Source organism: Cellulomonas sp. NS3 (assembly GCF_024757985.1).
In the GTDB taxonomy this organism is placed as follows: Bacteria; Actinomycetota; Actinomycetes; order Actinomycetales; family Cellulomonadaceae; genus Cellulomonas_A.
The window spans coordinates 4,727,302-4,739,818 of sequence record NZ_CP103289.1; the positions used below are offsets into that span (position 1 = coordinate 4,727,302).

General features: G+C 71.1%; 8 protein-coding genes. 5 read left to right on the forward strand and 3 right to left on the reverse strand.

The window, feature by feature from the left end; genetic code table 11:
* Positions 1-454: 454 nt before the first annotated feature.
* Entirely contained in the window at positions 455-4,612 is a 4,158-nt protein-coding gene (locus NXY84_RS21520) for a family 16 glycoside hydrolase (protein WP_258725074.1), read from the forward strand.
* Positions 4,613-4,809: 197 nt separating this feature from the next.
* On the opposite strand, the gene NXY84_RS21525 is transcribed toward NXY84_RS21520, so the two are convergent.
* A complete protein-coding gene (locus NXY84_RS21525; protein ID WP_258725075.1) occupies positions 4,810-6,273 on the reverse strand; it encodes a protein adenylyltransferase SelO in 1,464 nt (487 codons plus the stop codon).
* 281 nt (positions 6,274-6,554) lie between these two features.
* On the opposite strand from NXY84_RS21525, the gene NXY84_RS21530 reads away from it, so the two are divergent.
* The 3 genes from NXY84_RS21530 to NXY84_RS21540 all read left to right on the forward strand — a co-directional run bounded on the left by NXY84_RS21530 (position 6,555) and on the right by NXY84_RS21540 (position 9,257).
* Positions 6,555-7,991: a DUF1996 domain-containing protein gene (locus tag NXY84_RS21530; protein ID WP_258725076.1), complete on the forward strand. Its 1,437-nt coding sequence runs from the start codon at positions 6,555-6,557 to the stop codon at positions 7,989-7,991.
* 195 nt (positions 7,992-8,186) lie between these two features.
* Positions 8,187-8,957: a hypothetical protein gene (locus NXY84_RS21535; protein WP_258725077.1), complete on the forward strand. Its 771-nt coding sequence runs from the start codon at positions 8,187-8,189 to the stop codon at positions 8,955-8,957.
* Positions 8,958-9,044: 87 nt separating this feature from the next.
* A complete protein-coding gene (locus NXY84_RS21540; protein ID WP_258725078.1) occupies positions 9,045-9,257 on the forward strand; it encodes a hypothetical protein in 213 nt (70 codons plus the stop codon).
* Between the two features lie 212 nt (positions 9,258-9,469).
* On the opposite strand, the gene NXY84_RS21545 is transcribed toward NXY84_RS21540, so the two are convergent.
* A complete protein-coding gene (locus NXY84_RS21545) occupies positions 9,470-9,778 on the reverse strand; it encodes a hypothetical protein (RefSeq protein WP_258725079.1) in 309 nt (102 codons plus the stop codon).
* Between the two features lie 607 nt (positions 9,779-10,385).
* Between NXY84_RS21545 and NXY84_RS21550 the strand changes: the two genes are divergently transcribed.
* On the forward strand, positions 10,386-10,652 hold the full coding sequence (locus NXY84_RS21550; protein WP_258725080.1) for a hypothetical protein: 267 nt from the start codon (positions 10,386-10,388) through the stop codon (positions 10,650-10,652).
* Between the two features lie 416 nt (positions 10,653-11,068).
* On the opposite strand, the gene dnaB is transcribed toward NXY84_RS21550, so the two are convergent.
* Positions 11,069-12,445: a replicative DNA helicase gene (gene dnaB, locus NXY84_RS21555; protein WP_258725081.1), complete on the reverse strand. Its 1,377-nt coding sequence runs from the start codon at positions 12,443-12,445 to the stop codon at positions 11,069-11,071.
* Positions 12,446-12,517 lie beyond the last annotated feature (72 nt).

Consider the following 12,517-nt stretch of genomic DNA (forward strand, 5'->3'; position numbering starts at 1 on the left):
CGCGGCGTCCGCGCGAGACCGCCCGCGACCTCGGCGGCAGGCCGCGCCGTCGTCCTCCGGTCGTCGAGGAGCTCGAGGCCCGATCCACTGTAGGCGCCCTCCGACCCACACCACCCTCCGATATATGTGGAGCTACGTGTAGATGTTGGCGCGCAGATGACGACTTTTGCTTGACGCCCGACAAAAGGGATCCCTACGGTCAGCTCATGGTCGACGGCGACTCACCGGAAGCTCCGGGTGCCCTGCTGCTGCAGGACGGTTCCTGCCGCAGCGGGGGGGCGTCACTGCTGACGCCGGAGCCGAGGCGGTCGACCTCGCGCGGTTCACCGTGACCGACCCGCGACCGGCCCTGCCCGCCACGTGGTCCACCCGGCGCTGCCGCTGCGCAGACGCCTCACGCGAGGGCCACCTCGCACCGCACGTCCCCAGGACGACCACCCTTCAAGGAGGAAGAGTGCGACCACGAACAGCTCGACGCCCCAAGGCCCTCGCGGCCCTGCTGGGCCTGTCCCTGCTCGGTTCGGCGGTGACGGCGACAGCCCTGCCGGCGGCCGCAGCCGACGACGACCTGCCACCCCAGCAGCCGGGCGTCACCCTGCGGACCTACGCCCTGGGGGTGGCGCAGCAGTCGATCTGCCAGATCCGGCCCGGCACGACCCCGAACGTCGACAAGCACATGGCGACGATCGACTGGACGACGCCCGAGGAGTTCGGCGCAGCGGACAACTTCCGCTCCGACGTGATCGCCACCCTGCACACCGCCGTCGCCGGGGAGTACACCTTCCGCCTCACCAGCGACGACGGGTCCAGGCTCGTCGTCGACGACCAGCTCGTGGTCGACCACGACGGCCTGCACGAGGCGATCCCCAAAGACGGCGTGATCACGCTGGCCGCCGGCCACCACGACCTGCTGGTGGAGTACTTCGAGGCCGGCTTCGACCAGGGCCTGCGCCTGGAGTGGCGCACGCCGGACGCGGACGCGTTCGTCGTCGTGCCGTCGTCGGCCCTGAGCACGGACCGGGACGTCGTGCGCGTGACCGCGCCCGGGACCAAGTCCTGTGCGGGGGACAAGGACACCCCGGGGGACGGGCTGCGGCTGGATGCCGTCCACCCGAACTACACGCTCACCGACCTGCTGCCGGACGGCTTCGAGCCCATGGTGTCGGCGCTCGACTGGACCGAGGAGGGCGACCTCGTGGTCGTCACCGCAGGGTCCGTGAGCCCGAGCGGACCGGTGCCGGACCCGGAGCCGGGCGAGGTGTTCGTGCTCAGCGGCGTGACGGGTGAGACCGACGCCGAGCAGGTGACCGTGACGAAGGTGGCCACCGGGCTGCTCAACCCCATGGGCGTAGCCGCCGTCGACGGGTCCCTCTACGTCTCGGAGCGGGACCGGCTCACGGAGCTCACCCCGGACACGGACGGCGACGGCCTGCTCGAGCACCGCACGGTGGCCGAGTGGCCGTACGGCGGCAACTTCCACGAGTTCGCCTTCGGCCTCCTCCACGACGACGACTACTTCTACGTGACGCTGTCGGTCGCGATCGACAACGGCGGCGCGACGACGGACCCACAGCTGGCCGAGAACCGCGGGACGAGCATCCGGGTCGACCGGGAGACGGGCGAGATCCACTACGTCGCCGGTGGTCTGCGGACCCCGAACGGGCTCGGCTGGGGTCCGAAGGGCGAGATGTTCGTCATGGACAACCAGGGCGCCTGGCTGCCGTCGTCGAAGCTGCTGCACATCGAGCAGGACCGGTTCTTCAACCACTACACGAACCCCGCGGGACCGTTCGACGCGAACCCGGTGACCAAGCCGGTGCTGTGGCTGCCCCAGAACGAGATCTCGAACTCGCCGAGCAACCCCGTGCTGCTCGAGGAGGGGCCGTTCGCCGGTCAGATGCTCTTCGGTGACGTCACCTACGGCGGGCTGCAGCGGGCGTTCCTCGAGGAGGTCGGGGGCGAGTACCAGGGAGCAGCGTTCCGCCACACCGCCGGCCTCCAGGCCGGCGTGAACCGGACCGTCGTCGGCCCCGACGGTGCCGTCTACGTCGGCGGGATCGGCGAGGCGGGCAACTGGAGCGAGTCGGGCAAGCTCGACTACGGGCTGCAGAAGCTCACCCCGAACGGGACGAACGCCTTCGACATGACGTCGATGAGCGTCACGGAGGAGGGCTTCGACGTCCGCTACACCCAGCCGCTGTCGGAGGAGACCGCGCAGCGGATCACGCAGGACGCCGAGGCCGGCTACGACGTGCAGCAGTGGCGCTACGTGCCCACGCAGCAGTACGGCGGCCCGAAGATCGACGAGGAGGTGCTGCTCGTCACCGGGGCGGAGGTGTCCGAGGACCGGCGGACCGTCCGCCTGACCGTCGACGGCCTCAAGCCGGACCGCGTCGTGCACCTGCGTTCGCCGCGGCCGTTCACCGACGCCGACGGTGACGAGCTCTGGAGCACGGAGGCCTGGTACACGCTCAACACCATCCCCGGTTACGTGGCCCCGGACGACCTCGGCTACCACGAGGCCGAGGAGGCGCAGATGCTCGGCGGCGCCTCCATCGCGATGGACCACAGCGGCTACTCCGGCTCCGGGTTCACCGCCGGTCTCCAGGCCCCGGGCGCCTCCGTGACCTTCACGACCCAGGTCGACGAGGCCGGGACCGTCCCGGTCCACCTGCGGTACGCCAACGGGCCGAACCCCTTCCAGGGCACCAAGCGCATGTCGCTGCACGTCAACGGCGTCGAGGTCGACCCGGTGGAGTTCCCGAGCACCGGGGACTGGAAGACGTGGCAGACCCTGACCCGCGAGCTGGACCTCCGTGCGGGATCCAACACCATCTCCTTGCGCTACGAGGAGGGCGACGACGGGAACGTCAACATCGACGTCCTGCGGGTCGGTGCGGACCCGGACATCTGCGCACCGGAGGCGCCCGAGGACGGCTACACCCCGCTCTTCGACGGCACGCTGGCGAGCCTCGACGGCTGGCGCATGGCCGGGCCCGGCGGCTTCGGCCGGCAGGCCGACTGCACGCTGCGCACCCAGGGCGGTCTGGGCCTGCTCTGGTACACGGCGCAGGAGTTCGGCGAGTACACGCTCAAGCTCGACTGGAAGCTCGTGAAGGACGACAACGGCGGCGTGTTCGTCGGCTTCCCGAACCCGGGGAACGACCCGTGGGTCGCCGTCGAGCAGGGGTACGAGATCCAGATCGACGCGAGCGACGAGGCCGACCGCACGACGGGCGCCATCTACACGTTCCAGGGGGCGGACGCCGCCGCGGTCGCCCGGGCGCTCGAGCCGGTGGGGCAGTGGAACGCCTACGAGATCGAGGTGGCGGGCGAGACGATCCGCGTGCACCTCAACGGTGTGCTCGTCAACGAGTTCACCAGCACCGACCCGGCGCGTGACCTGTCCTCGGGCTTCGTCGGCCTGCAGAACCACGGTGCCGGCGAGGCGGTCTCCTACCGCGACGTGCGGATCCGCAGCACCTCCTCGTCCGGGACGTACGAGCTCGAGGACGGTGAGCTCGACGGCGGGGCGGAGGTCGGCACGGAGCACGCCGGGTACTCCGGCTCCGGCTACGTGCAGGGCTTCCAGACCCTCGGGGCCGGTGTCGCCACGACGGTGGACGTCGACGCCGCGGGCACGTACCCGGTGACGCTCCGCTACGCGAACGGCCCGCACCCGTTCGACGGGCCGAAGACCGTCTCGCTGCACGTCGACGGCACCGATCTCGGGCAGGTCACCCTGCCGAGCACCGGGGAGTGGTCGGTCTGGTCGAACGTGACGGTCGACGTCCCTCTGCAGGAGGGCGGGAACACCGTCACGCTGCGCCACGAGGACGGGGACGACGGGAACGTCAACCTCGACCGGCTGCGGGTCGGCGAGGGGGTCGCGGCCTCACCGCCCGTCACGACGGCAACGGTGAGCCCCGAGCCGGTGGACGGGTGGCACACGGTCGAGCCGATGGTGACGCTCGCCGCAGAGGACGCCGACGGCGTCGCGTCGACGCAGTACCGGCTCGACGACGGCGACTGGCTCACCTACGAGGGGCCGTTCACGGTCCCCGGGGAGGGTGAGCGCACCGTCGCTTTCCGCTCGACGGACACGCGCGGTGCCGTCGAGGAGCCGTCGACCGTGGTCGTCGCGGTGGACACGGTCGCACCCCAGGTGGCCTTCTCCGGCAATGCCGGGAGCTACACGGTCGACCAGCGGGTCACCGTCGGCTGCGCGGCGACCGACCCGGAGCCCGGGTCGGGGGTCGCCTCGACCACGTGCGCAGACGTCCAGGTCCCGGCCTGGACGTACGGCCTCGGCACCCACGCGCTCACCGCCACGGCGACCGACGTCGCGGGGAACGTGGGCGAGGGCGCCACCGAGGTGTCGGTCACGGTCACCTTCCGGTCGCTGCGGTCGCTCGTGAACACCTTCAGCGACCGCTGGGTCACCACAGCGGTCATCAACAGCACGCTGCTGCAGGCCGAGCACACGCGGAACCCCACCGCACGCAGGATGCTCCTGACGGGCGTCGAGCGGCACATCGCGCTGCAGGTCGGCAAGGCCTTCACGGCCGAGGAGGCGGAGGTGCTCACCCCCCTGGTGAGGGCGCTGCGCTGAGGAGGCGGCTGACGAGTCGGCGGGAGGAGCCCGGCACCGGACCCGGGCTCCTCCCCCGACCGCGTCCTCGCCGGGCGGACGTTCCCAGCCGTCCGGCACGGGAGCGGCTGCCCATCGCGTCTCGGGCAGGCACGCGTGCCGCGCGCTCGTCGTCGTCCCCGTCCTCGAGGTCGACGTGCTCGTGGACGGTAGCGCCGTCAGGTGCCGCAGAAGGTCCGGTAGGCGCCGAAGTCCTCGGGGGCGGGGGCGGCGTAGCGCTCGAGGCCGGCTCGCTCCTCGAAGGGAGCCGACACGGCGGCGAGCAACCCGTGGAGCGGATCGAGGTCGCCCGCGACCGCGGCGTCCAGCGCCTCCTCGACGAGGTGGTTGCGGGGGATGTAGACGGGGTTGACCCGGTCCATCGACGGCGCGTCGGGGGTCAGGGCGAGCCACCGCGCCAGCCACCCGTCGAGCGCCGCAGCGTCCGGGACCAGGCTGCGCACCGGGTCTGCGTCGCCGCGAGCGGCCGAGGCGAGCCGGCGGAAGAAGGACGTGTGATCGACGCGCTCCTCCTGCAGGAGCGTGAACAGGTCGTCCACCAGCGTCCCCGTCGCCGCATCGTCGGAGCCCTCCGGCAGGCCGAGCTTGGCACGCATGCCGGCGGACCACGCCGCGCTGTACCTCACCCGGAAGGTGCTCAGCGCCGCCGTGGCCAGCTCGACGGCCGCCTCGGCGTCCTCGTGCAGCAGCGGCAGGAGGGCCTCGGCCAGGCGAGCCAGGTTCCACTCGGCGATGACCGGCTGGTTGCCGTAGGCGTAGCGGCCCTCGGTGTCGATGGAGCTGTAGACGGCCGCGACGTCGAAGGCGTCCATGAAGGCGCACGGCCCGTAGTCGATGGTCTCGCCGGAGATCGTCATGTTGTCGGTGTTCATGACGCCGTGGACGAAGCCCACCAGCATCCACCGGGCGACGAGGGCCGCCTGCGCGGCGACGACCGCCTCGAGGAGGGCGAGAACCGGGTTCTCGGCCTCCGCAGCGGCCGGGTGGTGGCGGGCGACGGCGTGGTCGGCGAGGCGGCGCAGGAGGTCGACGTCCCCGGTGGCCCGGGCGTACTGGAAGCTCCCCACGCGCAGGTGGCTGCTCGCCACGCGGGCGAGCAGCGCGCCGGGCAGCATGGTCTCGCGGCGCACCGGACGGCCGGTCGCCACGACGGCGAGGGAGCGCGTCGTCGGGATGCCGAGCGCGTGCATCGCCTCGCCGAGGACGTGCTCACGCACCATGGGCCCCACGGCGGCGAAACCGTCGCCGCCTCGGGCGAAGGGCGTCGGGCCGGACCCCTTGAGGTGCAGGTCGCGCACGTCACCGCCGACGTCGACGAGCTCACCGAGCAGCAGCGCGCGCCCGTCACCCAGGCGCGGGGAGAAGCCGCCGAACTGGTGCCCGGAGTAGGCCTGCGCGACGGGCCGTGCGCCGTCCGGCACCCGGGCGCCCACGAGGAAGGCCACGCCGTCCTCGCTCCGCAGCCACGCCGGGTCCAGGCCCAGCTCGGCGGCCAGCGACTCACCGAGCACGAGCAGCTGCGGGGCGGGCGCCGTCTCCGCCTGCCAGGGCACGGCCATCTCGGGGAGCTCCCGCGCGAAGCGGTCACCCAGCGTGATGGTCGATGCCGGTGCGACGCTCATCGATCCACAGTACGTCGCCCACCGTGAGCGGCGACCCGGGGAGCCGTTCGGTGCGCGCCGGCCCATCGCCCACGGACCTGGTGACCGGGACCTGTGCGCCGACCCGACCGCGGAGTACCCCTGCGGGATGGTCGGAGAGCGCTCTGACGGCGGTGAACGGTCCGGACGAGAAGCGTGCGAACGGCCGCACGACTCTGCGGCTACTGCCGCCCGGCCATTGAGAGAGCGCTCTCTGGCGCGTACGGTTCGCTACGTCCGTGTGGTCCGATCTTGGAGGAATCATGAAGAGCAGACACACGCGGACGGCAGCGTCGCCGACCGCAGCAGGACGCGGCCCGACGTCACGTGGACGCCGTGCGGTCGCCGCCCTGATCCTCGCCGCTGCCGGCGCGCTCGCCGTGACCGTCGGACCGAGCAGCGCAGCATCCGCAGCGGAGACCGTCACGGTCCAGGCGGAGTCGTACAGCGCCCAGTCGGGCGCCGGGACCGAGAACACGGCCGACACGGGCGGCGGCCGGAACGTCGGCTGGCTCGCCGACGGTGACTGGCTGCGGTACGACGACGTCAACCTCGGGCTGACCGGCGCCCACAAGGCCACCCTGCGTCTGGCCTCGGCGAGCAGCGCCGGCGGCACCGTGGAGCTGCGTGCGGACTCACGCACCGGCCCTCTGCTGGGAACGTTCGCCGTGTCGTCCACGGGCGGATGGCAGACGTGGACCACGAAGACCGCGAGCTCGATGACGATGGCCACCGGCAGGCACACCGTCTACCTCGTCCTGCGCAGCCCTCAGGCCGGCGACTTCGTCAACCTCAACTGGTTCACGATCACCGCGGACGAGTCGCACACCATGCCCCCGATGCCGACGGCGGGCTGGATCCCCGTCGACGCTGCCCAGCAGGCCGCGGACACCGCGGCGTTCTTCGCCCTCACGCCCGAGCCGATCACCGACAACCCGGTCCGGGTCCCCGAGTTCCACGCCCTGTGCCAGGTGAGCCACCACCTCAACGACGACCCGATCGTCGCCCCGAACCAGCCCGGCGCCTCGCACAACCACACCTTCATCGGGGCGACGACCACGAATGCGGCCTCGACGTTCGACTCCCTCAAGGCCGGCGGCACGAACTGCAACCCGGTCGAGGACAAGTCGGCCTACTGGGTCCCGACCCTCTACTCGAACGGCAAGGCCGTGGACCCCGTCGGCGGGGTCATCGTCTACTACGGATCGAGCCTGCAGGACCCGAGCCGGGTTCAGCCCTTCCCTGAGGGCTTCCGGATGATCGCCGGCAACGCCAAGCAGCAGACGGACACCCCGGACAAGCAGGGCAACCACTTCTGGTGCGCGGGCATCGGCGGGGCCACCGGCAGGACCGCGGACGGCGTCATGCCGATCTGCGCGCCCACCGCCCAGCTCACCTACCAGCTGGTGTTCCCTCAGTGCTGGGACGGCAAGCACCTCGACAGCCCGGACCACAAGGCCCACGTCGCGAACCCGGTCTCGGGGAGCTGCCCGACGACCCACCCGGTCGCGATCCCGCACCTGTCGTTCGTCTTCTCCTACCCGCACGGGATGGACACGACGAACGTCACGCTCGCCTCGGGGTCGACGTTCTCGATGCACGGTGACTTCTTCAACGCCTGGGAGCCGGCAGCCCAGGCGCAGCGAGTGCGGACCTGCATCAACCAGTCCGCGAAGTGCAACGCGGCGGGCGGCTTCTGACCCGTCGTGACCCGGGGAGACCCGGTCCGGCCACGGGCCGGGCCGGGTCTTCCGGCGCGCTCGGCGACGAGGACGGCCCGGCCGTCCGACGGCCGGCTCTCGGCCGACGCGTGATCGGCGAAGCAGCCGCAACGAACGACCCGGTCGGCGGGTGACGCGGCGCCCCGTGTCGGAGGGCCGTGGTGGCATGGCGACGTGCGGGACGACCACGACGACGAGGACGACCTCGGTCCGGTCCGGTGCGCCCGCCGGGCGACCTCCGACCGGACGAGCTTCGTGGTCACCAGCGTGACGCCGGAGCTCCTCGACGCCGTGCGAGCCGCCGGCTTCCAGGAGGGCGCGGACGGGTGGGCGAAGTCGTTCCCGTCCGACACGCCGCACCTCGACGAGGCGTGGGCGAGCTTTCGGCGCCTGCTGGTCCCGTGGCTTCGGCAGGCGGCGAGGCTCGATCCCGTCCCGTGGGCCGAGGCGCTCGCCGAGACGGCCGACCGGCTCGACGCGGCGGGGATCGACTGGTGGCTCACCGGTAGCACGGCACTCGCCGTGCGGGGCGTGGACGTCGCGCCCGGCGACGTCGACCTCGTCGTGGCCGACCAGGACGCGCACACCGTCGGTGACCTGCTGCTGGACGGCCTGGTCGAGCCCGTGGCCCCGGCGGCCTGGTTCTGCCGCTGGTGGGGCCGCGCCTTCCTCGGCGCCCGCGTCGAGTGGGTCGGTGGGGTCGGGCCGGCGGCCGACGAGCCGCTGCCGCGTCGTACTCCGACCGGCCACCGGTCTCGACCGGTCACCAGTCCATGTGTGCAGTCTGCTCAGTGGGTGCCCGGCTCGGCGATGGTCGCGCGGGTGTGCGGGCTGCGTCCTCGTGGGACTGGCCCGGCGGAACACGCTCCGGGCAGCTGCCGTCGAGCGACCCCGCCTGAGTCCCTCGAGCCCTCGGAGCCCTGCCCCGACTCGCGATGGTCGTGACCGTGGGCCATGATCCGGGGGCTTTCGAATCATCGGAAGCACCAGACCCTCCGGCAGGCTCGCCGGGCCCCTTCCCTTGGAGTGCTCATGCTCGCGATCGTCGCTGCCGCGATCTTCGCCCTCGCCCTGCTCCTCGACCTCGTCGAGGCGAACGTCGGGGACGCTCTGACCCCACAGACGCTGATGTTTGCCGGTCTGTTCTTCCTCGCGCTGCACCTGGGAGGCGTCGGCGGCGCGTCGCCGGTGAACGGCGGCTGGCGGGGGCGTGGGCGGCGTGGGGGAAGTTCCCGCCGGCGGTAGGGGCTCGTACCACCCGCTCCGTCATCACGCCGGAATGCACCAAGGGAGGAGCCGCACGGGCAGCTTCCACCGCCGCTGGGCCCGGCGGCGGGAACATCCCTGCGACCAGCATCCGCTGCCAACCCTTCGGTACAGGCACCGGGACCCTCGACGTCCGGCAGCGCGGTGGTCTCGGGCCTGGCACGGCGGCCGACGTCCGCGACCGCAGACGGTCAGCCTCGGCGGCGGTGCCGGTCGACGAACGAGGAAAGGCCGAGCGCCGCGAACGTGGCTGGCCAGCACGCCCAGACCCACCACGGCGAGTAGTCGGTCGCCTTGGGAGAGATTCCGACGGCGAAGAACCCGACCGCGGCGAACGTCCAGGCCTTCGAGGCACGGGAGCTCTCGGTCCACTCTCGGCGCCGCTCGGCGTCCCGCTCTCGTGTCTCGGGCGACCTGTGCCGGTGGTGGTACACCGCCGCCAGGACGACGAGCACGATGAAGAGCGCGAGCCCGATCAGGATCGTGGTGTCGGACGGCACGGCGCCGACCGTACCGGGGCTGACCGGCCTCCGCACCGCGCAGGCTCTCGGTCAGCGGGCGCCCTGGGCTAGTCAGACTATCGACGCCGGTTGGTCACACTGTCTTGCATCTCGACGACTCGACACAAATGTCGAGATGCCGTAATGATTGACCGGCGCCGCGTCGTACTTCGACGGGAACCGGGTCTGCCAGGTTCGCGGTCGATCTTCACCGGCTCGCAAGGAGATCTCGGGTCCTCGCAGTTGTGACTTCGCCGCCGTCTACGGTGGAGGTATGCGGCACCACTCAGCCCCCATGGTCATCTCCGTACTCGCGCTGGCTCTGGCCGGGTGCGCAACTCCCGAGGCGGTACCCGGCGGCGCCGTCGGACCGGCTGAAACCCCTTCGCCTGGTCAGACCTCCGAGACGAGCGAGTCGACTGCCGCGGCTGTTGCGACTGGGAGCGCGCACGCCGAGGCGCAGGCGCGCGCTTGGCTTGATGCTGCGACCCTCCCGCCCGGAGCCGTTCCCGCCGACGCGAGCGTGGCGGCGTTCGGTTCTCACCAGGGCTGGCCCTGCGGTCCCTATGCGGAGCTTGAGGCGTTCTGGTCGATTCCTGGTTCGACCGTGAGCGAGACCGCGAACTGGCTGCGAGAGAACCCGACCGGTGCCCTCATTTCCACCGCGGTCGGCCCGGTGCCGGACGATCCGGCCTTTCAGTCGGCAGTTGTTGGGTATATCCCCGCTGACGGGGCGCAGGAGGGCATCGTCTACACCGTCAAGAAGACCCCCGACGGTGTGGCTGTGCGCGCTGAGGCCGCAGCGCACACCGCGGCCGCCGCCTGCCCCGACCTTCCGGACGGCGGGGTGCTTGGCGCGCCAGGTCAGGGGTGAAGTCAGGCCATGAGCTGCACCGAGTGCTCGGAGGTCTTCGTGTCGCAGGTCGCGCCTGGGTGAGTCGTCGCGGCGCGCTGCTGATTGATGACCGACGCGGACCGGGCGCCGTCGATAGCCGGGCTGGGAACTGCACGAAGGTCTAGGCCGACCGTCGGGGACGGTGCCAGCTGACGAGCCGGTCGGACTCGTGTGGCTTGCTGGCCGCACCTGGCGCCAGCCGGGCCTGCACCCACGAGCCCGCAGGGGACTTGAACCCCCCGCAGCCCGGCCTGCTCTCGACGCAGGGCCCGCGTCCTCGAGGGGTAGTCAGACTGGCACTGAGCCGAGCCATCGTGCATCTCGGCAGACGGGGTAGTCAGACTATCGACGCGGACTAGTCGAGCTATCTTGCATCTCGACAGCGGCGGCTCGGACTACGCCTGCATGTCCACGAATCGCGAATAGTGGCCCTGGAACGCCACTGTGATCGTGTCGGTGGGTCCGTTTCTGTGCTTCGCGACGATCAGGTCCGCCTCGCCCGCGCGAGGTGATTCTTTCTCATAGGCATCCTCGCGATGCAAAAGTATTACCATGTCGGCATCTTGCTCGATAGAGCCAGATTCGCGAAGGTCGCTCATCGCCGGCCGCTTGTCGGTCCGCTGCTCCGGGCCACGATTCAGCTGCGAGATCGCGATGACCGGAACCTCGAGCTCCTTGGCGAGCAGCTTGAGCGCACGCGAGAACTCCGAGACCTCCTGCTGGCGGGACTCGACGCGCTTGCCCGACGACATGAGCTGGAGGTAGTCGATCACGACGAGCTTGAGGTCGTGACGCTGCTTGAGCCGCCGGCACTTGGCGCGGATCTCCATGAGCGACATGTTCGGCGAGTCGTCGATAAAGAGCGGCGCCTCGGAGATCTTGCCCATCGTGGCGGCGAGCTTCTGCCAGTCGTCCTCGCCCATCTGGCCCGTGCGCATCTTCTGCAGGTGGATGCGCGCCTCGGCGGACAGCAGACGCATGGTGATCTCGTTACGGCTCATCTCGAGCGAGAACACGACCGCGGCCTGGTTGTGCTTGATCGCCGCGGACCTGACGATATCGATTCCCAACGTTGATTTTCCGATTGCCGGCCGCGCAGCGATGACAATCATCTGCCCCGGGTGCAGCCCGTTGGTCAGCCGGTCGAGGTCCGCGAACCCGGTGGGCACGCCGATCATGCCCTCGCCGCGGTGTCCGGCGGCCTCGATCTCGTCGACCGTGCCCCCGATGACCTCGCCGAGGCGGTGGTAGTCCTCGGTGGTCCGGCGCTCGGTGACGGCGTAGACCTCGGCCTGGGCGTTGTTGACGATCTCGTCGACGTCGCCGCCGTCGGTCGCGTACCCGAGCTGGACGATGCGCGTCCCGGCCTCGACGAGCCGGCGCAGGACGGCCCGCTCGCGCACGATGCGCGCGTAGTACCCGGCGTTCGCGGCGGTGGGGACGGCCGAGATGAGCGTGTGCAGGTACGGCGCCCCGCCGATGCGGGTCATGTCGCCGCGCTTGGTCAGCTCGTCGGCGACGGTCACGGCGTCGGCCGGCTCGCCGCGGCCGTACAGGTCGAGGATCGCGTCGTAGATCGCCTCGTGCGCCGGGCGGTAGAAGTCGGTGCCGCGCAGCTGCTCGACGACGTCGGCGATCGCGTCCTTCGAGAGCATCATGCCGCCGAGGACGCTCTGCTCCGCGGCCACGTCCTGCGGAGGGGTCCGGTCGTAGCCGCCTCCGGCGCGTACGCCATCGGACGGCGCGCCGTACTCGAGCTCCTCGATCGTCACAGACTTCCCCCGACTCACCGTGCACGTTGTCGAACATGTGTTCTATCAGGAGATACTGACAAGCTCCTGCGT

Bases quoted from the DNA above. Each gene is read 5' to 3' on its own strand.
- NXY84_RS21525 (WP_258725075.1), bottom strand. From the start codon at position 6,273: ATGAGCGTCGCACCGGCATCGACCATCACGCTGGGTGACCGCTTCGCG.
- NXY84_RS21530 (WP_258725076.1), top strand. From the start codon at position 6,555: ATGAAGAGCAGACACACGCGGACGGCAGCGTCGCCGACCGCAGCAGGA.
- NXY84_RS21540 (WP_258725078.1), top strand. From the start codon at position 9,045: ATGCTCGCGATCGTCGCTGCCGCGATCTTCGCCCTCGCCCTGCTCCTC.